The organism is Hyalangium minutum, assembly GCF_000737315.1.
In the GTDB taxonomy this organism is placed as follows: Bacteria; Myxococcota; Myxococcia; order Myxococcales; family Myxococcaceae; genus Hyalangium; species Hyalangium minutum.
The window spans coordinates 480,605-504,291 of the sequence record NZ_JMCB01000005.1; the positions used below are offsets into that span (position 1 = coordinate 480,605).

A 23,687-nucleotide genomic window follows, 5' to 3' on the forward strand; every position below is an offset into this window, starting at 1 on the left:
CTGCCGGACATGTCCTTGCCAACCCGGCCGTAGGGCACGCTTTCCATGGTTATCTCCCAAACGAAAGGTAGCCTCTCCCCGCCTGACGGCAGCGCTTGGTGGGCTAGGACGAGGCCATGCCCGCTCCCGAGTCATCGAACCGGCTGTCCTCACAGGTCACTGTCAAGACGGTCTTCACGGTGTGCTTCACGGTCCTGGCGGTCACGGCCCTGGTCTATTTCCTCCTGAAGACCACCGTGTCGCTCGTGCTCACGCTGGGCGCGGTGATGGTGGCCATCGCGTTGAATCATGCGGTCGAGGTGCTGACCCGGCGAGGGCTGAGGCGCTCGCTGGCCATCGCCGCAGTGGTCATTGGGGTGCTTGCGGTCGGGGTGGGGTTGGGCTTTCTGCTCATCCCGCCGGCCGTCAGCCAGGGGCGTGCCCTGGTGGCCGAGGCCCCCTCGCTCTGGGAGAAGCTGCAACAGACCCGGTTCTTCCTGGCGCTCAACGCCCGGTTCGATGTGCAGGAGCAGCTTCGGCAAGGCAGCCAGACGGCGACGGGTGCGATCAGCCCGGTGCTCTCCGCCATTGGTGGCGCCCTCAGCGTGCTGGGCGGCTTGGTGACGCTCCTGTTCCTGACCATCTTCGTCCTGATCTTCGGACCCGATCTCAAGACCGCGCTGCTGGCCGAACTCAGCCCCGATAGCCGCGAGCGCTACCAGCGGATCGTTGCCAGCATCTATCGCTCGGTGGGCGGATACCTTCAGGGGTTGCTGGGCATCTGCACGATCAACGTGGCCCTGACGACCGTCTTCCTGGCCATCATCCGGATGCCCTTCTTCCTCCCACTCGCGATCCTCAGCGGGACCTCGAGCCTGATTCCCTACGCCGGGCCGCTGGTGGTGGGCTTGATGATCACCTTGTTGGCGCTGATCACGGGCGGGCTCTGGAAGGCGGTGGCGACGGCCATCTACTTCGTCCTCTACGGGCAGCTGGAGGGCAATATCCTCGGGCCGCTGGTCTACCGCCGTACCGCGCACGTGAACCCGCTGGTGACCCTGCTTGCCATCCTGTTCCTGGCGGAGTTCATGGGCATCGCGGGGGCGATCATTGCGGTCCCCATTGCCGCCGCGGCCCAGATCGTCGTGCGCGAACTCCTCACGCTGCGCACGGAGCGACTCGCACAGGAGACTCCTGGCGAAGGTGCGCCGCCAGGCGCCGGTAAGGTGGATGAGAAGCCCTGAGTCAGGAGCTTCCCCACGAGTTTCTTTCCAGCCTCAGGACCAGTCGCATCGAGGCGCTGAGCGATGGAACCTTCGCCATCGCGATGACCCTGCTGATCCTGCACATCCGTAAAGACGTACTAAACAAGTGGAGGCGGCGGGAATCGAACCCGCATCAAGGCGGAAGCAAAACCCCAAGCAGGTCGCGCTGTTACCGGCTAACGCCTTGATCTCTCATCGGTTCGTTCTGCCGTCCCATCCCGTTTCGTTCCGTCTCGTCCCGTTCTCACCCCCGCTGGAGGGGCACACTGGGGGCACATGCGGGTCCCTCTCCGCTCACCGAGTGCTGTCGAGAGAGCATCTGGGATACCCACCAACTGAGGCCTCCCTCTAGCCGTGGTAGCATTGGGTACATGGCTTCACTCCTCATTGAAGAGCGATGGCGCGAGCTACTCCGGGAAATCCGTCTCGGGGCCCCTCCCCACGATATGAGGCTCTACGTGAAGCCCGGGCATGGGTGCGCGGACGAGGTCGTTCGTGACTTCCTTTCGGACGATCTAGGCGAGCGAGGCGGCGCAATAGGCGGCGTTTCTCGGGCGCATCATTCAAATTGGGCGGCACTGTGTTTGCCCCAGGAGCGCTCTGCTCAGAGCCTGCCTCAAGAAACCAGCTACGCAAGCCCACCTTCAACGTCACTGCTGAGTCGCCAGCACTCACTCGATCGACGTTCGACAAGCCCCAAGCAGTACCAACTTGGCCTTCAGCAGATGGACTAGTTCACCGGCGCTTCCGATGCCGAGCAGTTCCCGTCGAGTAAGGACGATAACCGAGATACCCCGATCAAGGGCGTTCGCGATTCGTTCGTGAGCGTTTCGCAGTTCATGCGCCTTGCCACTGATACCGGATGCTGCAACCAAGAATCCAACGGGGCAACCACGGTTCCTAAGTTTTGCGACAAAGACATCTATCTCATTGCTGCCGACAGGTTGATCCCAGTTCTTGCACTCTGCGATCAGGACGTTTGGGAGGAACTCCAATCCTTCATCCAAGCGGTCATTCCACATTGTTACGTCTATCTCTTGCGAGACTTGGTGGTTTGTCGAGTTCCGCCTCATCAACTTTTGCGGAACTCCCTTCACCTTTGAGAACATAAAGACCACAATCTCTTCGAGGACGATTCCTTTGGCGTCGGCCGTTTTCGCCTTGTCGCCCTTCTTAAACAAGGCCGCAACCTTCGCGCGCAGAGCAGAGGTCGGCATTATCGGTGCCCGTGAGCTGCGGCGTTGCGGAGTTGGATGAGAGTCTCAAGTAGCGTTCCAGACCGAACTAACTTCACGAGGTCGTCGAATGAGAGAGTTACCGAGATTGGCAGGTGAGCAGTAACCTCCGGAACTACGTCGGGCATTGACGGATAGTAGACGAGTAACCCCGACCCGAGAGGTCGCCGAGCCAGCAGGAGCATCATCTGATGCTGCGCAGCGACAAGGTCGTCACGCGTCGTGACCCGTTTCACTTCGACTAGAATTGGATTACCAAGGATCGACTGTGTCGCGTCGAACCAAGCCGCCAAGTCAATGTCGAGATCCCCATCTCGGGCCTGGCGCTGGACCATAGACGCACCCGCCTTACGCAGTAGTGCCTCTATAGCCTCCTCAACACGACTACCTTCTACTGCATCGCCTCGGGCGAGCGCGGTTACGATCCGCTCGGCTTCAGGGACCGAGCCGCCCTTCGGCTTCAGGCGACGCTGAGGCGCATCCTTACGAGTACGTCGCCGTGAGAGTGCGTTGTGCAACTTCCACTCGAGGGTCTCCTCCTCGCCCTTCTGCAGGGCGATCAGGACCTCACCCTGTGCAACGAGGGGCACCGTGACTCGATCGTTCGCGGCAACCAGCACCACAGGTTTTTTGAGGGCTTTCGCAGCCCCGACCGCGTACCACAGAGCGGGCGGCTCCCCATCCTTGGAGACGTACGCGCAAACCGCGTCAGCACCAGCAATGGCCTGCATTAGCTCGACGGGGAACGGGGCTGCCACATGTGGAGACTCCCAGGTCACCTCGAACCCTGCTTTGCGCAGCCCCTCCACTAGTTCCGGTGGCGGTTCCGCCCCGCTTGATAGGAAGCACCGCTGAGGTCGTCTATTGCGCAAATTGGCCTCCAGTGAATCTATCCGTGTGGCTGCTTTCCGGCGGCTCGGAGGCGCGGTGGTACATGGCAACGAAGTCAAGCATGGGCGAACCCTACGCCCCCTGCGCGGCGGTTCGTGCTGGTGAAGCGAGAGGAGTGGGAACTCATCGACCACTCCCGATGCTAGGGAAGAGGCCATAGCGGCCCGCGTCCGACTTCGAGAAGTGATGATGCACGACGCCCCGCGAGAGGTCCGGGGGCGGCTCTTGGTTCTCGAGGACAATCACCTGCCCTGGACACAGATCTCCCGCGAGAGCACGGTAGAAAGCCTCCCTCACGCCGGCCTGCCGGAACCGGGCGCCGTCGGTGCCGGGCGAATCCGGATCCTTGTACGCCACCAGTGGTGAATCAAGAACGACCAGTCCCGGATGAGCGCGGCCACTCCGAGCGCAGTGACGCAAAATGCCTGTGATGAACGCTGCGCACGTCAACGCGCGAACGCCCTTGCCGTGTGAGGCCCGGTCCTGACCACCGATCACTAGGTCCTGCGCATCCTCAGAGAAGACTACGCGTCCCGCTTCTGGGTAATTCCATGCAGAGAGAACTTGCTGGACATTGAGAGCAAAGGCTTCCATCTCCGATGTGCTGACCTTCGGCATTTCCAGCGTTGATGCTGCTCGCGTTCGCTTGGCCGCTGCTTCTGCGGTGGCCCGTCGCTTCCCAAGTTCGTCCAAGTGCTCGACGAGTGTGCGTGCGCGCAAGAGAAGATCTCGGCGGGAATCCTGTTCCTTCATCTTCTCCGCAGAAGTTCGTGTTCGCGGCGCCAACTCCGTATCGATGCGCGATTGGAGAGCCCCCAGTTCGCTGCGGACACGCGTGCGAACCCCAGCCTTCTCCTCGTGCTCCACTCGGAGCTCATTGAGGACATCTTGAAGATCAGTACGGAGGCGTGCAGTCTTCTGGCGTTCCAGCGCCGCAGCGGACCGTACGCGCTCAAGACCAAAATGGTCGGCTGCGTCACTGGGCCGGTGAGCGGTCGGATCGGCACCGCATACAGGGCACGCCTTCGCAGGCATCTGCTCAAGCATCGAGCCTGTCTCCTGAATGGCCTCGAGCCGAGCTATGTCCATCTCATAGTGGCGGTCGAGCAGCTCGAAGCGCGCGATGAGCCCTTCGACGACAGTGATGCGAGATTCGGCCTCCCTGAGCGCGCGCCCAAGTTCGGCCCGCTCGCGCTCACGAGACACGAGCTCCACACGAGACGCTTCGTACTCCTTGAGGAGCTCTCTACGGGTGGCGTCGATGCGTTGCGTCTCTTCTTGGACAACCTCGGGTTGCACGCCGAGGCCGACGATCTCACTCCGCACTTGCTCTTCCAGTTGGGCGAGCAATTCGGACTGCGCCTTGGCTGCTTTGGACGTCGTCTTCTTCGGGACGGCGATCGGCTCTGCCGACGGATGCCCCGTGATTACTAGCCGGAGTACGTCGCCCTCGGCTGTTGCCTCTACTGGGCTCCCCGAGAGGTGCGGCGGCAACTCAGCGATGATGCGCGTCTCGTCGACGACAGCGAGGAATGCGATGTCACGGAAGCTCAGGGTTCGTGTCTCGCCCTTCTTGTTCTTCCGCACCTTCGTCGGCGTAAAGCCCGAGAGCGAGAGCAGGAAGGCCGACAGCGTCCGGTCGCTGTCAGCGCTGTGCTTGGCAGCGAGAAGTTGTTCGCTCTCGGTAGTCCCGTCCGCCCGGAGCAGGCGAACGATGGCGTCGCCTCCAGTGAGGCTGCGCTCGACTTGGTGACGGCGCTTCGATCCTCGTTCCTGCAGGACGACGAGAACGCGCTCGTAACCGGCCGCCGCTTGAATCTTCCTAGGCGGCTTCGACGCACCGAACGCAAAGTCAATCAGCTCGCCAAGAAACGACTTGCCGGTATCGGATGCGCCTTCGACAACGTTCAGCCCATCACGAAACAAGAGGTCGGCGTCGGGAAGACCTGTCCCCTTGACGGTGATGCGCTCGATGAAGAAGCCGCGCTCGTAGACGGTCATACAACTTCGCTTTCCGGCAGCAGATCCACGAATTCTGTCCGCCACCGCGACAGACTCGCTTCAAGAGTCTGGTGAAGCTCCCCGGCTTCAAGGAGCGCAAAGCTTGCGATGACCCACTCGGCACGTACGCGCAGGCGCTCGACATAGCCGGAGCGAAGGGCATCGAGGAAGGCACCTGCGCCGCTCTCTGCAGAGTAGGCGAATCCTGTCTCCACCAGGCTCTGCTGAACCAAGCCGCGGAACTTGTATAAACTCAAGCCCTCCTCGATGAGTGCTCGGCGAACGGCCACCTCACCGGAGCGGAGCGGGCTCGGCGGATGCAGACTTTCGGGTCCACCGTCGATGTCTCCTGAGTGAACGAGGAAGTAGTCGAGCGTGACCAGTTGCTGGAGGTCGAGCGAATGCGGAGACGACTCTAGCAGCAACACGAGTGCGCGGAGTCCTACCTCCACCGGGCCATTGAGGACGCGTGCAGAACTCATCGACGCCACCTCAATCGCAGATCGTTGGCGAGTTGGTGGCACATCCCGCCTCGGTCGGAGGTTCGCGTGCGCGTAATAAGCGCGTTGGAAGTGATCTGGAGTCCCTTGGCGTGCTGCACGACGGCGAGCACGCGCGCCACCGCGTCTGTGTGGCCTGCCTGTTCGACGTCCACTACGCCGCTGTGAATCTCGTCGAGAAGGTCCTCGAACGTGCCGTGCGGAACGTTGTCGCGAGAGAACTCTCGAAGGGACTCCGCGCTATAGAACTCCCTGCGCGACCGAAAGAAGTGATCTCCCAACTCCTGATGGACGAGGTCCGTCGGCGAAGTCAGCGTCACACCGAGCCGGTGCTCATACGCATCAAGCAATGCGCGGACGTAGTTCGTTTCGTGCGAGCCAACGCCCGTGGGCGGCGCGGGCGGCGCGCCGCGCTCCGGCAACCCGCCGCCAAAACGAGCGACGTACCAAGGCGTCTTGCGGTGTTCTTCGATCAGCGTCAGTGGCGAAACCGCTGTCACGATGCTGAAGTTGAAGCCGTCGATGTGCCTCTTCAGACCGTCATCGAGCACGATCTCGCGGGTCGAGGTGATCTTCGTTCGACAGTGCTTGTCCCACGCATCGAGCAGGCCAGCACGAACTTCTTCCGGCTTGCGCAGCAGCTTCGAGAGCATGTTCCCTGCTCCTTGCGGAGCCACGAAACGGTAGCTCCTCGGCACGGAGTACTCACCGCTGAACGTGTAGAAAACCAGCTTACCGAGCTCGATCCAGACATCACTCGGAGCAAGCGCATGGTCGTAGTGCTTGCACTGGTAGTTGTCCCAAGGATCGTCGGCGGTCGCAGACTCGAAAGCGATGACGTCGAGTCCCAGGTCGCCGCTGCTGGCGTGCTTCTCGACACGGGCGTACTTCTTCTTCAGCGAATGAACCCACTCAAGGACGAGGTCTTCCCAAGTCGCGGCCGACATGTGCCGGAGTCGCTCAAGCGGTGGCACAACGGGGCCCGCAGCCGCCACGTCCGGGCTGAGGGTAGACGCGGAAGGCGTGAGATTCGGTAGGGGCTTGGTCTTCAGCGCCACGGCAAGACTCCTTGACGAGCATCCATCGCGTGCTGCAGTCGCATGCAATGAAGATGCTCGGACCACGACATAGCCTTGGCGCACGACGACATCATCCCCGGCCTCCGCACGGTTTCAGGCTTACGCCGTCCGACAACCTCAACTCGCGCAGGGCCATCTTCGTTTCCCCGGCCTTCGACATCGTCGTGCCGCCGGGAGGCTCGACGTCTACCGTCGCGGTGAGCTTCAGGCCGCCGATGGTCGCGAAGCGCGAAAGGACCTTCTTGTAGAATTTCATCCACTTCTGCTCCCCAAGCAGGAGAGGAAGAGGCGAGCGTAACGCCCCAGGCGGCGGCCAGCAAGGAGCAGCAGAAGGAGAGGACGCCGCAAGTAGACCTGGCGGGGTTGCTCAGGAGGACTTTCGACTTCGACGTGTTCGCCTGCGTGAGGTGTGGAGGCAGGCGCCGGGTGTTGGCGTACGTGAAGGGAGCACGAGGGGTGCGCGCGACTCTGAAGCACCTGGGCCTGGCCACTGCAGGTGCGAGGCGAGCCCCGGCGCGAAGGCCACCCCAGGCAGCGTGGTGTTGAGGCGCTCAAGACAACCCACAGGCCCATCTCAGGCTCTTGCCGCGCCCTGATGGGAGGGCGGCCTGGGCAGCAGTGTGCCCTATGGGGGTGCTCGGCCCCCTACACGGGCCTGGCACACAGCTCGGGCGGCTCCCGTCCGCGGCCCGCCTCGGCCCCTCCGCTCCAGCCCTCTCCTTCAACCGGCCTCCCATTTTTCTTATGCTCCGGCCAGTACCTCGTTATGTTGAGCCTGCGCGCTAGGTCGAAGAGTGCAGTGACCGCAAGAAAGCCTAGGGATTGCTATGGAATCCTTTTCCAGAAGACACGGCTTGAACCGGCCAGATGCCGACATCAGCATCCGGTATGAGGCTCCGGACGAGGTGCGAGATGCAGCGATATCTATCGCGTATCAGTGTAAGCTGCAGCCTAGCGATGTAAGGCAAGTGCTTTGTGCATTGCTTTTCCGGGCGCCTGACTCGAACAACTGGTCTGAGTTTCCGAACGTGGACGGTGAGGTCCGCGATTTGATCCGCGATTGCGAGTGGTTCGAGGTCTATGACCTGATCGAGTTGCTTGCGGAACGTTGCGAGCGCCGGGGTTGCGACTTCGCTGGCGAGATCAATCGCATGTTCCGCATCAAGGGCGTAGGCTGGCAACTTGTAGGCAATCGTCTCGAAGTTCGGGGCTCTGAGGCGTTCGAGCTTGCCGTCAAAGAGGGGCAGGCGGAGCTTTCCCGTCGGGGTAACAGCACCGCAGCAAACGAGCTGCATGAAGCCATCTTGGACCTCTCGAGGCGGCCAAGTCCAGAAGTGAGCGGTGCTATCCAGCATGCGATGGCGGCGCTTGAATGCGTTGCGCGCGACGTATGTGGGAGCAAGGACACTCTGGGTGACTTGCTACGCCGAAACCCCGACTTGTTCCCCAAGCCTGTGGATCAAATCGTAGACAAGGCTTGGGGCTACACGTCGAACTACGGTCGACACCTCACAGAAGGGAAACCCCCCGCGTTCGATGAAGCGGAGCTTGTGGTCGGATTGAGCGGTGTGCTTTCCCGTTACTTGGCCCGCAGATTCCCGAAACAGTGATGGCACAGGACTTCCTCAAGCTGTATGGCTCGATCAAGCTCACTATGTCTGCGGCGGACTGCTCCCCCAAGCAGGTGAGGAGGAGGCGAGAGCGGGGAAGGAGGCAGCGGCCAGAACGGAGCGGATGAAGCAGAGGACGCCCCGAGTGGACTTTTGCCGAGTTGCTGAGGAGGACGTTGGACTTCGACGTGTTGGCCTGTGTGAGGTGTGGAGGCAGGCTTAAGGGTGTTGGCGTACGTGAAGGGAGCACGCGGGGTGCGCGCGATTCTGAAGCACCTGGGGTTGCGCACGGCGAGTGCGCACCTGGGCTGCTGGCTCGGTAAAAGCCCACGAGGATGGCGGCCCCGCAGCCCTTGGCGTTCAGCGCCCCGGCAGAAGTAAGGTGACCAACCGCGCCAGTGCCTTGATCCTCGGACTGTCCAGGCGAGCGAGGAGGCGCAAGAGGCGGCGCTTCTCGGGCGTGTCACTCAGGCCGGGGGGCACCGTGTTTGCCCCGGGGGCACTCTGCTCCGGATCCACCCCGGCAAACCCCATCAGTTCATTTGGTCCGCTGCCGAGAATCAGGCACATGCGCAACAGCGTTGGAACGCTCGGCAGCACGCCCCCCCGCTCCATGCGCCCGTACACCTCGGGAGCGATGCCGATGCCCTCGGCTGCTTCAGCTTGAGTCATGCCTGCCCGCTTGCGTGCCTGCTTCAAGGCCGCGCTCAGGGTGACGGGTAACCGGCGCTGCCGGATCTCGATGTGTCGCGGCAGTGGGGAGGGCTTGCGGTTACGCTCCATGGGGCGCCGGGAGCGTGCAGCGGCGGGAGGTTTCGCGGGGGCTCTTGGCATACGGAACCTGCGGGCGTTGTCCTGTCGGACGGGTGAAGGCCCCAAGGGCCAGCGGCGGACGGCGAGGGTCAGAGGGGAGACGCCACGACGCCGAAGCAGGGCCTGCGGGGAGCGTGAGAGCGGGCGCGGCGGGTAGCTAGGGAGTGCTGTCCCGCTCGTTGATGATGTCCTCTTCCGTCACCATGTTGGGCGGTAGCTGGCTCTCGCTCGTGGGCCCGAGAACGCCCCGGCTCATGCTGGCCCCCGTCAGAGAGAGCAGCACCTCGTCTAGCGCCTCCTTGGGCCCGTAGGGGGCTCCTAGCGCAGCAAGGCCCGCCCGAAGTTCCGCCTCCACTTCAGCCGCCGACTGATAGCGATCTTCCGGGCTCCGCTGGATCAACCTGCGGACGATGGCGCGCAGCGGGTGCGCCAGCGGCTGGGTGAGCTCGTCCACTTCTTCCCGGGTGAACGTGGCAGCCCGCAGGATGCAGTCTTCGGCATGGTCCGGTAGGTCTGCCTCCATGGCCGTCATCGCCGCGTCCAGAACCTTCCCCTTTACCTTCTCCGTTAGCGCCTCCTCCAAGTCGTCGGGCCGCACGGTGGCGGTGCTGTAGAGGTGTCGCCACGTGGCCAGTTCCAGCAGCACCAACCCCAGTGAGAACAGATCCGAGCGCGGATCCGTCTCCTCGCAGAGCAACGCCTCGGGGGAGCAATAGAACACGTCGCCTTGAGGGCGCGGCAGCGTCGTTGCCACGCGGCCCGGTAGCAGGGAGCGCGCGCGGGCAAAGTCCGTCAGTATCACCCCTCCCTCTGGCTCCAGGAAGATGCGGGCGGGGTTCAAGTCCCGATGAACGATGCCCAGCGGGGCGCCGTTCTCGTCCTTGCAGGTGTGTGCGTAGTGCAGGGCTCCCGCGACTTCGGCGCCCACGTAGAGGCAGAACGCCGGGGAGAGGAGTTTCTCGCGCATCTGCGAGTAGGTGATCAGGGTGTTGAGCGATGTGCCCTCTACACGGTCAGACACGATGTAGAGAACGCCTTGGACTTCGTAGGGCCCGAGGGTGCGGGCGATTCTCGGGTGTTGCAGGTACGTGGCGAGGTGCGCCTCTTCCCGGAGCCGCGCGCGCATCCTTTCCAGCGTTTCGGGCTCGTCTGACGACATGGGCGACAGAGAGCGGACGATGACTTCCCGCAGGCGCTTCTTCTCGGTGCGCTCCCAGGCTGGGACGGTCATTTCCCCGAGCCTGGATTGCGCCAACTCTTCGACCAACGGAGGCGACAGATCCACCTCATACGAGAGATCGCCGTGAGAGAAGAGAATCACCCCCGGGACGCTCCAGGGTTGGCGAGAAGTAGCCATGTGGGATCGGCTCCTGGCAGCACGCGAAAGGGCGCCGCGCAACGGAGGGAAACACTACCTGGCATGTGCAGGGACATGGAACGATGCCCAAGGTTAGACGCGGCGCGATCTCTGGCTACAGCATCAGCGGAACGCCCCGGCAGGCCCACCTCGATGCGGGAGGGAGCCACCAGGCCAACTTCTCCTAGCCGACGCGCGGGAAGGCTCCACGGGCAGCAGGCCCACCTCGACGCGTGAGGGCTACACGGACCCAGCAGGCGAGCCTGGACGTGTGAGGGCTTCACCGAGCCCGCTGCGCCTGTCCGACACTCACGTGCTCTATCGGGCCTGCCTCACCTCCACCGCTCAACGGCTTGCGTCTCGGACACCTTGGAGGCCACCGGGGCGCCTGGCTTCGAGCCCTCGCGCTTTTCCGAGCCCAAATCGTTCGCGTTCTCCAGTTCGAGGCAGATCGGCACGGTACGCCCGCCTGGAAGGTGGGCGCGGACATAGCGCCCATAGATGCGATCACCCGTCGTCCACAGGTGCCCATCGATCCGCATCCCCGCAGGCGCCTTGCCTTGCGGCCTGATCAGCGCACCCGTCACGGGCCCATCCTTCCAGACGGTCAAGGGTTCCTCGCGCGCCTCTTCAGCGCTCCCCTTGGTCACGTCCAGCAGGATGAAGGGCCCATAGGTGCCCACGGGCCACCCTAGCTCTTGCCGCATCGCCTTGATGGCTTCCTCGGGGCATGGCTCGGGATCCGGGCGTGTCTGCACGCCAGTGCAGCCCGCTTCAAGCCATGCGACGGAGGCCACAAGCGCCGCGCACTTCTTGATGAGGGCGCGCCGCGCGCTGACTCTCTGGGCTTGCTGTGGGTCGGGTACGCCGTTGGTGAGCGTTGGAGAGTTGTCGGGCAGCTTCACGGACAGGCTCGCCTCCTTCTGGGTAGGGCGAGGCGAGGCTAACCGTTCGGGGCGGCTTGTCGGCTTTTCGGCCAGGGTGCTGGAGGCTGGCGGTTGCTCCGCTGGTGCGCTCCTGGCCATGGGGGGCGGCTCGGGGGGGACTGGCCTGTGCAGCAGGGAGGCGGCCATGACTGCCGCAAAGACGGAGAGCGCTAGCGGCCCGACGAACACCGGACGCAGCCACGCACGGCGCGGGCTGTGCAGTGCAGCAACCCCCGCAGCAGAAGGCGCGGGCGCTGCATCCGCTGGCACTGACACCTGCACGGGAGCAGGCACGGGCGCTGCTGGCGCTACCAGCACCGGAGAAGCCACGGGCGCCGCATCCGCTGGCGCTACCTGCACCGGGAGCGGATGGGAAAGGATCGGCTCCTGCGGGCCGTCGGGTTCTCGCGCTTCGACTGGCACCGGTTCCCCTTCGGCGCGTTCTGGCGGTAGCTGCGCGGATGCCGGGTGAGTCGAGAACTTGCGCCAGTCATCCCCCTCGAAGCGCTCCAAGTCCACCAGCGGGCGCCGCGCATCCTTGGCCGTCGCGGGCCGCACCTCCAAGTCGCGGCTGATCAGCTTCATCGCGTAGGCGCTCAACTCCACCGGAACGCGCCCATTGGCACGGTGCGGGGTGGGCGGAGTCATCAGCATGTTCCCGAGGAGGGGCCGTGTCTCGCCGCGCGTCGGCGACGGGTTCGTCAGCACGTCATAGAGGTTGGCCCCGAGCGCGAAAATATCGTCCGTCGCCTTGAACGTGTAACGGGCCCCGGGCTTGAGGCGGTGTTCATCCCAGAAAGCTTGAGCCTCGGGGCTGCGGTTGCGCGGCGTTCCAGGGGGAAGCGGCCCATCCGTCAAATCCTCGGCGGTCGCGTGGTCCGCCGCTCCAAAGTCGATGATCACCGGCTCGCCGTCTTTGGTGACCATGATGTTTCTCAAGCTCAAGTCCCGATGGAACACGTTCTTACCGTGCATGTGCTCCAGGGCTTCAAACAGCTTGAGGAACAGGACGACGACTTCATGCGGCGTCGGGTTGGTCCGCTCCACCCAGCGGGCGAGCGTGTAGCCGTCCACGAAGTCTAGAACGATGTAGTGGAAGCCTGAGAGCGTGTCCGGCCACCGGCCTTGCCCCCGCATGCGGATGATGTGGCGGTGGTTGAGGAGTTGGAGACAGGCTGCCTCGCGCCGCGCGCGCGCGTCTGTCTGCTTCGGATCAAGGCTGCGCTCTGTCTGACAGGCCAGTTTGAGCGCGAAGCGCTGGCCGTCCTTCTCCACCTCGTAGACGACGGCATAACCGCCCCTGCCGATGCGTCGGACAATGCGCCAGTGGCTCACCATCTGGCCGGGCTTCAAGTCCAAGGGATCAAAATCCGCGAACATGCTGGACACCTCGCGCCAGTGGCTACAGCTTCACTTTGGGAACGGACAGACAGCGGCTCCCGTCACCGTCGCACACCCGCACGGTGTGCAGCGCCCGCAGCCATTCTTCGGGCTTCTCACGCGCGGGCATCTCCACCTCCACGGCCACACTCACCACACCGCCCGGGGGTATGGTTGCCTGCCCTGAGAGCAGCGCGCGAGCGCGGCGCGGCTCCCCTCCTGTGGGCGTCACTTCGGCCCACGCAGGCGCCCATGGCTCCCTCCCGGTGTTGCTCACCTCGAGGACCACCACGCTCCACGTTGCCCCCCCGAGGCCCCAGCACATTACGGGGCGAAACTCACCCCCGCGCGCCTCGTAACACGCTTGCTCAAACCCGGCTCCCCTCAGGCCCTGCTTACCCACGAACCCCGCGAGCGCCACGGCTGCCGGACTCAGTGCTGCGGGCCGTGCCTTCAACGCCTCCAGTTCCTTGGCTTGTGCCTCGCATCGCTCGCGCGTGGCGGACAGTTCCACGCGGCACGTATCCAAGGTTTGCTGCGGGCGGCTCACGTTCACCAAGCCATCCGCCTTGCCCGGCAGCCCTGTGAGCAGGAACACGACGCTTGCGGGCGAGCCCTCGCGGTAAGTGACCCGCAGCGCGAGCCGTTCGCCCGTTCCGAGCGCCACGGCGGGCGAGAGCGTCACGCCTGCATCACCCACCTCGAACACAGGGAACCGGTCGCGCCCCTCTACCTGGACAGACTCACGCACAATCGGAGCGCCCAGCAGAATCGCCGTGACAGTGCCAGGCGCGACGTAGATCAGAGGGGACTCGCCAGCCTTGCCCGCGAGAACGACGGAACGCCCTGCGGGCGCAGGCTGTGCCGTCGCTGTGAGGCCCACCAGCAGGGAAGCGAGCGCAAAACTTGGGGCGAACGGTCGGAACAAGACGGGGGAACCTCCCAGGTAGGCCCCCAGAGTAGCAGACAGGGGAGCCCACCCGCGTCGAAGTCAGGCGCTGTCCATGCGCCAGACGTCGGCGTCCTTTCCGCGTGCCGTTCACGGCTCCACCGCGCACGCCACGACTCATGCGCGAGCGCTCCACGCGCTCAGCAGGTGAGCCTGGACGCGGGAGACTCCACCGGGCGCAACTTCACCTGTCCGACGCGAGGGTCCCATTGGCGCACAGGCCTGCCGCGATACGCGCATGATGGCGCCGGGCGTGGGGCCGTTGGTGGGCTCCAGTGGCGCCGGGCGTGGGCTCCGGTGGCGCCGGGCGTGGGCTCCGGTGGTGCCGGGCGTGGCACCGGCCGTGGCGCCGAACTCCATCCCGTAGAAGTCCCGTAGAAGTCCCGTAGAAGCCCCGTCACCGCTCTGCGTCCGCCACGGTTCAGCCGCCCCATGCCCTGCACCGCGCACGCTCCATCCACCCGCCCGCATGGGCCCTTGGTTGCCCGGCCGCACGCTTGCCAATCGCCGCTCGCGCTTCGCCCCGCGTCTGGACACAAGGCGCAGCGCTGTGTCACTCCTGCTTTGGGTAGTTCTGGGCAGGTTGGCGAGTTTGTGAAGGGCGGGCAGGGCGATGGGTGGGATCAACTCCCTGGAGGGGCAACCCTCCATGTGCGGCGCAGTCGTGCGCCGTTGGCTAGCCGGTGACACCACCAGCAGAAACGCCGAGAACACTGGCAGAAGCTCCGGTGACACCGCGAGGAACGCCAGCAGCAACGCCAGGACGCGTCGCTGGGCACTCCAGACGACGCCGCAGGAGGGGGAACGGCCATGAGCGCGCCCCCGCTGGCTGCGAACACCGCGCCCGCGTTTCTCACCGTGGAGGAAGCCGCCGAACTTCTGCGGGTGAACCGGAAAACCCTCTACGAGGCGATCCGGCTCGAACAGGTGCCCGGAGTTGCACGGCTCGGGCGAATCCTCCGCATCCACCGGGACACGCTGCTAACGTGGAGCCCCGGTAACAGCAGACCTGCGCTCGGAGACACGAAGTCATGAGCGTCAGACTGCGGCAGTGGAAGACCCAGGAGGGCAAGGTGCAAGAGGCGTGGTGGGTGGACGTCAAGTACCAGCACCCCAGCGGCAGGGTGGAGCGCATCCGCAAGGCCTCGCCCATCAAAACCCGCCGGGGGGCTGAAGAGTACGAGCGTCAGATCCGACATGCACTTCTCACCGGAACCTTCGGAAAGGAGAACAGCGCGGGTCGCATCCCCACCCTCGGGGAGTTCGTTCCGCGCTTCCTGACGTACAGCGAGAACAACAACAAGCACTCCAGCGTCGTCACCAAGCGGCAGATCCTGGATGATCACCTGATCCCCATGTTCGGCAACACGCCCCTTGATGCCATCGGTCCAGCAGAGATCGAAGACTTCAAGGCGGCCATGCGTAAGAAGCCCTCGGGCGCGAGAGCACGGAAGGAAGCCCCCACGCGGGCGGCCCTCCTCAAGCGCAGGGGCTCTGGTGGGGTGAAGTTGCTGTCTCTCAAGTCGATCAACAACGTTCTGACGGTCCTGCACAAGTTGCTGGCACTGGCTCAAGAACAGGGCGTGCTCCAACACGTCCCGCGCGTCAAGCTGTTCAAGACGGACAAGCCCGCCTTTGACTTCCTCTCCTTCGAGGAAGCCGAGCGCATGATCAATGCCGCTGAGCCGGAGTGGCGGACGTTGATCCTCGTGGCGCTCAAGACGGGCTGCGGCTTGGAGAGTTGATCGGGCTCCAGTGGGCAGACCTGGACTTGCAGCGCGGCAAACTCAACGTACGCCGAACGATCTGGCGCGGCGTGGTGGGACTGCCCAAGGGTGGACGGGAAAGGACCGTGGACCTGCCCACATCGGCGGTGGAAGCACTCAAGGCACACCGCCACCTGTGCGGCTCTTACGTGTTCTGCCAGCCGGACGCTCGCCCGCTCACCGCTGGGATGACCAAGCACCCGCTCCTGCGGGCGCTGCGTAGGGCGGGAGTCAGCCGCCCAGAGGGCTGCATCGGCTGGCACGACCTACGGCACACCTACGGCAGCCACCTTGCGATGCGGGGCGTTGCCCTCAAGGTCATTCAGGAGTTGATGGGGCACGCGACCATCGAGATGACCATGAGGTACGCGCACCTGTCACCCGAGGCGCGGGAGAGCGCGGTCCAGGAACTAGATCGGCCCATCCCCCAACCGCGCGCCGCTCTGGGCTAGAGACGCCAGAGGGGCACACTGAGGGCACATGATGAAAACGAGGACAAAGAAAAACCCAGCAACCCGTTAAGATTGCTGGGCTTCTCGGGATGGAGGCGGCGGGAATCGAACCCGCTGCCGCGCATATACTCGGCGCTCTTCCAGGGAGTCATCCATGCGCCGAGTCCTTGCCTTTTCGCTGCTCTTCCTGCCCCTGGCAGCCACTTCGATTGCTGGCTGTGGCGGAAGCAGCACCTTGCCCGAGACGCCCCCGGTCTCCGGCGATCCCATCGACACGCCGAAGAACACCTGGACCTGGATCGACTTTCCCGACTCGGCCTGCGACGACGGCTCGCCCACGGGCATCGCCGTGAGCCAGAGCGACAGCAAGAACCTCCTCGTGTTCATGAACGGCGGCGGTGCCTGCTGGAACTTCCTCACCTGCTTCCAGCTCAACACCGCCTCGCACGGCCCCTTCGGCAAGACGCAGTTCGAGGCGCTCTCCGCTCAATTGGGCGGCACCATTCTCGATCGCAACCTGCCGAACAACCCGTTCGCAGATTGGAACCTCGTCTTCGTCCCCTACTGCACGGGCGATGTCCACGCCGGCGACAACGTCATCGACTACAAGGACAGCAACGGTGCCTCTCGCACCTACCACCACGTCGGCCGCGCCAACATCGCTGCCTACCTTCAGCGGCTCGGTGCCACCTTCTCCCCGGAGAAACTCGTCGTGAGCGGCAGCAGTGCTGGTGGGTTCGGCGCCGCCTTCGGCTATGAACTCTTCCGCTCCACCTTCCCGAATGCTCAGGGCTATCTCGTCGATGATGCGGGTCCGGTGCTCAAGGGAGACGCGATCGCGAGCAGCCTCCGGGAGGCTTGGTACCAGTCGTGGCGGCTCGACAAGGCGCTGGAGGCCACCTGCCCCGAGTGCCGCAGCGACTTGTCGCAGGCGCTGAAGCACACCGCGCAGCGCTTCCCCCAGGACCGCATGGCACTGCTCTCCTCGACGCAGGACTCGGTCATTCGCAGCTACTTCATGCTCAGCGCCGACAGCTTCCAAGCCGCGCTGAACACCACGCTGACGGATGTCTTCGAGCCCCAGCCCCACTTCCGCGCCTACATCTCGCCGGGCCAGTTCCACACCTTCCTTGGGACACCGGATGCGCACCCGGCACAGGGCGTGAAGCTCACCGACTGGCTCGGCCAGATGGTCCGGGAAGAGGCGGGGTGGAAGTCGCTCAAGCCGTAGCGCGGGTGCCCAGGCGGAAAGGGAAGGTGACAGCGTGGCTGTTCCTGCCGAGGAGGGCCGCGTCGCCTACCGCATCGAGACGGCTCGGCTGGTGCTGCGGTGCTACTGCCCGGCGGATGCGTCGGCCCGGAAGGCAGCGGTGGATGCCAGCCGCGAGCTCCTGCTGCCGTACATGGACTGGGCCAGGAGGATCCCCGGCCCATGGAGGCCCATGTCGCCGTGCTGCGTCGGTTCCGAGGCCTCTTCGACCTGGACCAGGACCGGTTCTGCGGTGTCTTTGACGCGGCGGAGCAGCGGGTGTTGGGAGAGGTGGAGGCGTTTCCCTCCACCCCCTCCGCGAAGCAGGAACTGCGCGCCTTCGACGTGCTGGGTGCGCGGTTCCTGGGAGCTCCGGTACGGCTAGGGGTTGTGCGACCAGGTCGTGGGGAACTGCAGAAGCGTTGCGACGACTTGGTTCGGGTTGCCCACAGGCGAGAGGTCCACGGGAGCCTGAAGCTGGTAGACAGAGCCCTGCGGCGGGAACACCGTGAGGGAGTCGTTCACCAGCGTCAGCGGCTTCGTGTTCATCAGCACCAGGGGAGGGCCACCGCCGGGCGGCTTCTCGATGGTCACCCGGATATCCAGGTACGTCGTCTGGCGGAAGGTCGGAGGGAGAGTCTTGGTGAGCTCGAGCAAGCTGAGCGGCGTCGTGTCGACATCCGCCTGGCTGAAGGTGACCTTGCCCAGCACGGGGCTGTCCGCAGACTGCTCGTAGCCGATGACCTTCATCTTGACGCCACCGAGTCCCGCGCCAAGGTTCGCTTCAATCCGGTACTTGATGCCGCCCTTGAAGTCCAACGTGACGATCCCCAGGACGTTGACCTGGAGCGGAATGTTTACGCCATAGCCACTGCAGGGAATCTCCAAGCCAATGGGAGGAATCAAACCCATCAACGACATCGACAACTCCTGGTTGGGGGTGAGGTGCTGCGCACGATGGTGAGTCCATTTTCATGGACGGCCTCGTGCGGACTCCTTCTGCTCCCTTCCCTCCTGGAGCGGCAGTTGGATCTTTGTTGAATTGACAGCGGGTTCACGTTGTGACCGGGGTCATCTCCGGGACGCCAACCACTGGGACACCTCAGCCAGCCGGGGGGCGTGACCGCGGCGGCGCCATTCCTCGCGGGCGCGGGTGGCCAGCTCAAGCGCCCGAGGGCGATCCTGCTTCGACTCCCAGAGCGCTTGGGCCAGCGCGAACCGGACCTCCGTGCCGGCCTGTTCTGGCGCCAGCTTCAAGGCCCGCTCGAGCAACGGCACGGCGGCCGTGGGCCTGCCGCGCGCCAACTGGAGCCATCCCAGCCCGGTGAGTGGTTCCACCAGCCCGGCGTGCTCCTGCGGCTGTTGTTGCAAGGCCAGCGCGCGATCCAACTGTCGCTGTGCCTCGTCATACCGCCCCAGCCCCGTGAGGGCCCGGCCCAGCAGGGTGATGGGGATGGAGAGCACCGGGTGCCGAGGACCCAGCACCTTCTCCAGAATGGCCAGCGCCCGCTCCTGATGGGCCTTGGCCTCGCCATACCGTCCCAGGTCCGCGAGCACTCCGCCCAGGTTGATGAGCATGCCCGCCACATCCGGGTGCTCGGGGCCATAAGTCTTCTCCTGGATGTGCAGCGCGCGCTCGAACCGCAGCCGTGCGTCTTCGTACCGGCCCAGTCCCGCCATCGCGATGCCCAGGCTGGCGAGCACCTTGGAGACGTGGGGGTGCTCGGGGCCCAGCGCCTTCTCCACGATGGCCAGGCTGCGCTCATGCCGGACCTGTGCCTCCTCGTACTTTCCCAGGTCCAGGAGCACATTCCCCAGCTGCTGGAGCACGGTGGCCGTCTGGAGATGATCCGGGCCCAGTGCCTCCTCCACGATGGTCAGGGCACGCTCGTGCCGGACCCGGGCTTCCTCGTACTGGCCCAGCTCCTTGAACACGATGCCCAACGTGGTGAGCGAGTGGGCCACGCTCACGTGCGTGGGGCCGACGGTCTCCTGCTGAATGGCCAGGGCGCGCTCGAGCCGCTCCTTCGCGTCCGCGTACTGGCCCATGCGCCGGAGCACGTTGCCCAGGTCCGTGAGCGCCAAGGCCACCCGAAGGTGGCTGGGGCCGAAGAGCTTCTCTCGAAGGGCCAGGACGCGCTCGTAGTGCTCCTTCGCCTCCTGGAACTGGCCCACGCTCTCGAGCCGCCGGCCGCGCACCTGGAGCGAGTCGGCGAGGGTCGCCTCGTCTCCCGCCAACTCCACCACCGTCTCCACCAGGGGCTCCAGCGGCTCGGCCTCCTTGGGGCGTGCCTGGCGAATGCCCACCAGCAGCAGCCGGAGGTTCCAGGCCTGCGCCACCCGCACCGCATCCCGGCCGTGGGCCGCCTCGGAGATGGCCTGCGCCACCGTGCTCTCGCTGGCCTTGTAGTCGCCCGCGCCCTCTTGCAGCTGGGCTCGGAGCAGCAGGGCCCTCGCGTGCAGGGGCGCATGGCCCACCGGCTCCACCTGGGAGAGAAGTTGCTCGCTCAGCGCCAGCCCCTCTTTGTACTTTCCTGCCGCGAGCAGCACCTCCAGGGGTTCTACCTGCGCCTGCAGCGCCTCCACCCTCGCGCGCACCTGGGGATCCTCGGGAGGTGGCACCGCCGCCAGCAGCGCCTGGGCATCCGCGCAGTACTCCAGCGGCGGCAGCGCCTGCGCCACCGGCACCGCCTTGTCCACCAGCTCCGGATCCGGTCCACGCCCCAGCAGTCCGGTGAAGGCTTGGAGCTGGCTGCGCCGCCGCTCCAGGCAGGCCTCTCGCAGCAGCTCCAGGCTCTGCGACCGCGGTGCCGTCACCGGGTGCGCGGCCGCCACCTGGCACACCTCGACTCGCTGCTTCACCCAAGCCTGGGCGTACCCATCCAGCAGCCGCTCCACGCGCTGGGCTGTGTCTTTCGCATACGGCAGCCCGGTGGCCTCCATCGCCTGGGTGACGCGGGCCTTCACCGGCGCGTCCCACACTCCCTCCAGGCGGCGCGTCAGGCTCTCGCAGTCCGGGCCCTGCTGGCGCACCCACGTCCAGACCGCCAGCCCCGCGAACAGCGCCACCGCCGCCGTCAGTCCTCCCATTCGCAGCCAGTTCCGGCGCCGCACCTCGGGATCGTCCTCCAACTGCCGCAACACCTGCTCCAGGGAGCCGGGCCGCTGCAGCGGGTTGGGGTGCAGGCCCTGCAGCACCGCGCGAGCCACCCAGCCGGGCACCTGCGAGTCCGCGGGAGGAATGGGCGGCTGGCCCTCCTTCAAGAGGCGGAGAACCGACGCCATTGAGTCCATGGGGAAGGGGACTCGCCCATAGAGCGCCTCGTAGAGCGAGGCACAGAAGGCATACACGTCACTGCGCACATTCGCTGGCTGGCCTTGGAGCAGCTCCGGAGCCATGTACGCGGGTGTTCCCAGCACGGCGCCCGGCAAGGTGAGCGGCGCCTCCAGCGCGGAGGTGGGGAGGGCGGTGACAGGCTGTGCGGCGGCGTCTGGGGTCGCCCCAGCCCGTGCCAGGCCAAAGTCCGTGACTCGCACCCGGCCGTCCTCGCCGACCAGGACATTGTCGGGCTTGAAGTCCCGGTGGACGAGGCCCGCGGCGTGTGCGGCCGTCAGCCCACGCCCCGCGGCCAGATAGGCTTGGACGGCCTCTCGCCAGGACCGGGGCGAAGTCTGCTGGCTCCAGCTCCGCAGCGTCTGTCCCTGGACGTACTCCATGGCGATGAAGACGGAGCCATCCTCGAGCGTCCCCGCGTCATAGACGGCCACCACGTGGGGGTGATTGAGGCGGGCCATGCTCTGCGCCTCCCGCACCATGCGGACCTGCGCCAGCCCATCGCCGCTGCGCTGGGCCTCGTGCGAGCGCACCCGCTTCAGGGCCACACGCCGATCCAGCCGCGCGTCATAGGCGGCCACCACCACGCCCATGCCGCCCTGGCCCAAGACGTTCAGCACGGTGTAGCGGCCCGCCAGGGTGCTCCCGGGCGCCACGTGAAAACCCCCCACCTCCGAAGCAGGGGGTGTGGCACCCGAGGCAGGGGCGGAACCGGACTGCGGGCGGATGACCGTCTGGGCTTCCTCGGGTGTTGCCGGGGGGGCCTGCCGCGGGGACTCACTCATGTCCGCAGCATCTCGCGTCATCCGCACGGAGCGCCAGCCGGCTCACAACTCCGCGTGCATGTCAATTCAACGAAGAGCTCACTAGATTCGAGGCGGTGAGCGGTGGCAGGAGGGGGGCGTGCGGCCTGCTCGGAGGAAGGGATGCGCGCCCTGAGCGTCTTGATTCTGTGGCGGATGGCCACCTCGCTCGCGGCGGTCGAGCCGGGAGCGCCCGAGCTCTGGGCGCGCTATCGCTGGGGCATGATGGCGGTGGTGGTGGCGGGCCTGCTCATGCTGGCGCTCATCGTCGTGCTGTTGCTGGAGCGGCAGCGGCGCAGGGGCGCTCAGCGGCTGAACCTGGCCGTGCTGGACTCACTCCCGGGCGCGGTGGCCATCCTGGACAGCAACGGCGCCGTGCTTCGAGCCAGCGCACCCTCGGCCCAGCGCGAGGGGTTGGGGGCGTTGTCCACCCAGAGGCTGGTGTTTCCGGGCCGCTCCTACCTGCAGGCACTGCAGAAGCTGACGCACGCGGGGGAGCTCGAGACAGCGGGGGTGGCCTCGCTGCTGGAAAACGTGCTCTCGGGCCGGGTGGAGGAGGGCATGGTGGAGTTCCGCGGCCCCCGGGCGGACACGTGGTTCGAGCTGCGCGCCCGGCGGCTGGAGTTGCCGGGCGGCGGCGCCGTGGTCACCGTGGTGGACGCGACTCCGCGCAGGCGTGCGGAGCTGGAGGCACGCCGGGCCCGGGACGAGCGGGCCCACATGGAGCGGGTTGCCGCGGTGGGCGAGCTGGGCGCCTCCATCGCCCATGAGCTGAACCAGCCCCTCTCGGCCATTCTCACCAACGCCGAGACGGCGCTGCGGCTGCTCCATCGCACGCCGGCCGACCTCCCGCTGCTGCGAGAGGTGCTCGAGGACATCATCTCCGACGACAAGCGGGCCGGAGAGATCATCCGCCGCACGCGGGCGATGCTGAAGAAGGACCAAGCGCCTTTCGCCTCCCATGACTTCAATGAGCTGGTGCGCCAGGTGGCGCAGCTGGCCAGCAATGATGCGCAGCTTCGGGGCGCGACCCTCACGCTGCACCTGGCGGACGCGCCGCTGCCCGTGAAAGGGGATGGGGTTCAGCTGCAGCAGGTGGTGCTCAACCTCATTATCAACGCGCTGGATGCGGTGGGCCCGTGTCCGCCCGGAGAGCGGCAGGTGTGGGTGCGCACCCAACGAACGGACGGGCGCGTGGAGCTGGTCGTGGAGGACGCGGGCGTGGGCTTGAGCCCGGAGGTGCAGAAGCGTCTGTTCGAGCCGTTCTTCACCACCAAGCCAGCGGGACTGGGCATGGGGCTGTCCATCAGCCGCTCCATCCTGGAGGTGCACCAGGGCCGGCTGCAGGCGGAGCCTCGGCCAGGACGCGGCACTGTGTTCCGGTGCTCCCTGCCTGCTGCGTGAAGAGGCCTTCTGCTCGCGAAGCTCTGCCTTGACGCGGCCACGGAGGGAGACAGCGCGGCCACCCCGTCCAGGAACATGCCGTTGGTGGAGTTCAAGTCCTCCCGCTGCGTCACCCGCAGGTGCCGGCTGGGCTTGCTGGCGGCTCACGCGTGGATCCGGGATGACATGTCGCAGTCCTCGCTACGTCCCACCTGATGGAGGACCTCCGTTATAGGCGAGGTGGCCGGTGCGACGCTTCCGACTGGGGTGGCGCAGGCAGCCGTGGCGCAGGCCGGGCCGTTGGCAGTGGTGGCACCCGGGGGCTTTCGGGTGGAGGGGTTGAGCCTGGAGGCCGCAGCACAGTTGCTGCGGAAACTGGGGTGCTGACGCTCACCCGAGCGGTGCGGGTGTTTGCGTGTGCAGCGCCGGTGGACATGCGCAAGGGGTTTGACGGGCTCAGCGGCGCTGGTGGAGCAGCAGTTGGGAGGGCAGGTGCTCAAGGGGGACGTGTTCCTGTTCGTGGGCAGAAGCCGTCGCCCGGCCAAGGTGCTCTACTTCGATGGGACGGGGCTGGTGCTGCTCACCAAGCGGCTGTTCTGGTGGAGGGCGGCCGCTACTCGGTGGAGTTTGCCGTCCACGTGGCCCTGCAGAAGTATGCCTTTCACCTGCCCCTGGCACGCCAGCAGCGCATGTTCCTGCGTGAGGGCTTGGTGGT

20 protein-coding genes and 1 pseudogene are annotated in these 23,687 nt (G+C 65.6%); 9 read left to right on the forward strand and 12 right to left on the reverse strand.

Translation table 11 applies throughout. From position 1 onward, the window contains the following. Positions 1 to 116 precede the first annotated feature (116 nt). A complete protein-coding gene (locus DB31_RS15495) occupies positions 117 to 1,223 on the forward strand; it encodes an AI-2E family transporter (protein ID WP_044188050.1) in 1,107 nt (368 codons plus the stop codon). Between the two features lie 47 nt (positions 1,224 to 1,270). Beyond that, positions 1,271 to 1,432 carry a TMEM175 family protein gene (locus DB31_RS51580; protein ID WP_420806700.1) on the forward strand — a complete coding sequence of 54 codons (162 nt, stop codon included), beginning with the start codon at positions 1,271 to 1,273 and terminating at the stop codon, positions 1,430 to 1,432. A 483-nt stretch (positions 1,433 to 1,915) separates the two neighbouring features. On the opposite strand, the gene DB31_RS46565 is transcribed toward DB31_RS51580, so the two are convergent. The 6 genes from DB31_RS46565 to DB31_RS15520 form a co-directional block, all read right to left on the reverse strand. Beyond that, on the reverse strand, positions 1,916 to 2,461 hold the full coding sequence (locus DB31_RS46565; RefSeq protein WP_075306011.1) for a restriction endonuclease: 546 nt from the start codon (positions 2,459 to 2,461) through the stop codon (positions 1,916 to 1,918). Continuing rightward, the gene (locus tag DB31_RS15500) at positions 2,461 to 3,237 is read right to left on the reverse strand and encodes a hypothetical protein (RefSeq protein ID WP_044188052.1); all 777 of its coding nucleotides are present in this window, start codon (positions 3,235 to 3,237) and stop codon (positions 2,461 to 2,463) included. The genes DB31_RS46565 and DB31_RS15500 overlap by 1 nt, the downstream gene beginning before the upstream one ends. A gap of 256 nt (positions 3,238 to 3,493) precedes the next feature. Then, complete coding sequence (locus tag DB31_RS15505) at positions 3,494 to 5,371, reverse strand: hypothetical protein (protein WP_044188054.1); 1,878 nt, start codon at positions 5,369 to 5,371, stop codon at positions 3,494 to 3,496. After that, the gene (locus DB31_RS15510; protein WP_044188056.1) at positions 5,368 to 5,853 is read right to left on the reverse strand and encodes an ABC-three component system middle component 2; all 486 of its coding nucleotides are present in this window, start codon (positions 5,851 to 5,853) and stop codon (positions 5,368 to 5,370) included. Before DB31_RS15510 ends, DB31_RS15505 begins: the two co-directional genes overlap by 4 nt. Beyond that, positions 5,850 to 6,929, reverse strand: a complete 1,080-nt coding sequence (locus DB31_RS15515; protein ID WP_157232000.1) for an ABC-three component system protein — start codon at positions 6,927 to 6,929, stop codon at positions 5,850 to 5,852. The genes DB31_RS15510 and DB31_RS15515 overlap by 4 nt, the downstream gene beginning before the upstream one ends. Positions 6,930 to 7,020: 91 nt before the next feature. Then, positions 7,021 to 7,206 carry a hypothetical protein gene (locus DB31_RS15520; protein ID WP_044188058.1) on the reverse strand — a complete coding sequence of 62 codons (186 nt, stop codon included), beginning with the start codon at positions 7,204 to 7,206 and terminating at the stop codon, positions 7,021 to 7,023. 571 nt (positions 7,207 to 7,777) lie between these two features. On the opposite strand from DB31_RS15520, the gene DB31_RS15525 reads away from it, so the two are divergent. Beyond that, the gene (locus tag DB31_RS15525; protein ID WP_044188059.1) at positions 7,778 to 8,560 is read left to right on the forward strand and encodes an AbiJ-NTD4 domain-containing protein; all 783 of its coding nucleotides are present in this window, start codon (positions 7,778 to 7,780) and stop codon (positions 8,558 to 8,560) included. 360 nt (positions 8,561 to 8,920) lie between these two features. Here the strand turns inward: DB31_RS15525 and DB31_RS15530 are convergent, their stop codons facing one another. The 4 genes from DB31_RS15530 to DB31_RS15545 form a co-directional block, all read right to left on the reverse strand. Next, positions 8,921 to 9,343 (reverse strand): helix-turn-helix transcriptional regulator, encoded by a 423-nt coding sequence (locus tag DB31_RS15530; protein ID WP_240486713.1) that lies wholly within the window; start codon positions 9,341 to 9,343, stop codon positions 8,921 to 8,923. A 187-nt stretch (positions 9,344 to 9,530) separates the two neighbouring features. Then, complete coding sequence (locus DB31_RS15535; RefSeq protein WP_044188061.1) at positions 9,531 to 10,730, reverse strand: serine/threonine protein kinase; 1,200 nt, start codon at positions 10,728 to 10,730, stop codon at positions 9,531 to 9,533. Between the two features lie 332 nt (positions 10,731 to 11,062). Beyond that, positions 11,063 to 13,036, reverse strand: a complete 1,974-nt coding sequence (locus tag DB31_RS15540) for a serine/threonine protein kinase (RefSeq protein WP_044188062.1) — start codon at positions 13,034 to 13,036, stop codon at positions 11,063 to 11,065. Between the two features lie 22 nt (positions 13,037 to 13,058). After that, positions 13,059 to 13,964 carry a DUF2381 family protein gene (locus tag DB31_RS15545; protein ID WP_044188063.1) on the reverse strand — a complete coding sequence of 302 codons (906 nt, stop codon included), beginning with the start codon at positions 13,962 to 13,964 and terminating at the stop codon, positions 13,059 to 13,061. A 259-nt stretch (positions 13,965 to 14,223) separates the two neighbouring features. On the opposite strand from DB31_RS15545, the gene DB31_RS51240 reads away from it, so the two are divergent. From DB31_RS51240 to DB31_RS15560, 4 genes and pseudogenes are all read left to right on the forward strand, one after another. Next, positions 14,224 to 14,352: a hypothetical protein gene (locus tag DB31_RS51240; RefSeq protein ID WP_276203623.1), complete on the forward strand. Its 129-nt coding sequence runs from the start codon at positions 14,224 to 14,226 to the stop codon at positions 14,350 to 14,352. Between the two features lie 443 nt (positions 14,353 to 14,795). Continuing rightward, entirely contained in the window at positions 14,796 to 15,020 is a 225-nt protein-coding gene (locus tag DB31_RS15550) for a helix-turn-helix domain-containing protein (RefSeq protein ID WP_013374616.1), read from the forward strand. Next, positions 15,017 to 16,203: pseudogene (locus DB31_RS15555) on the forward strand (tyrosine-type recombinase/integrase). The gene DB31_RS15550 and the pseudogene DB31_RS15555 overlap by 4 nt, the downstream one beginning before the upstream one ends. 154 nt (positions 16,204 to 16,357) lie before the next feature. Continuing rightward, positions 16,358 to 17,434, forward strand: a complete 1,077-nt coding sequence (locus tag DB31_RS15560; RefSeq protein ID WP_052419982.1) for a pectin acetylesterase-family hydrolase — start codon at positions 16,358 to 16,360, stop codon at positions 17,432 to 17,434. Between the two features lie 399 nt (positions 17,435 to 17,833). On the opposite strand, the gene DB31_RS15565 is transcribed toward DB31_RS15560, so the two are convergent. Next, positions 17,834 to 18,373: a hypothetical protein gene (locus DB31_RS15565; RefSeq protein WP_044188064.1), complete on the reverse strand. Its 540-nt coding sequence runs from the start codon at positions 18,371 to 18,373 to the stop codon at positions 17,834 to 17,836. Positions 18,374 to 18,523: 150 nt separating this feature from the next. After that, positions 18,524 to 21,571, reverse strand: coding sequence for a serine/threonine-protein kinase (locus tag DB31_RS15570; RefSeq protein WP_169787054.1), 3,048 nt, complete (start codon positions 21,569 to 21,571; stop codon positions 18,524 to 18,526). 141 nt (positions 21,572 to 21,712) lie between these two features. On the opposite strand from DB31_RS15570, the gene DB31_RS44830 reads away from it, so the two are divergent. Further along, positions 21,713 to 22,993, forward strand: a complete 1,281-nt coding sequence (locus DB31_RS44830) for an ATP-binding protein (protein WP_052419984.1) — start codon at positions 21,713 to 21,715, stop codon at positions 22,991 to 22,993. A gap of 396 nt (positions 22,994 to 23,389) precedes the next feature. Beyond that, a partial coding sequence (gene tnpB / locus DB31_RS51585; protein ID WP_420806701.1) for an IS66 family insertion sequence element accessory protein TnpB occupies positions 23,390 to 23,687 on the forward strand: 298 nt, incomplete at its 3' end.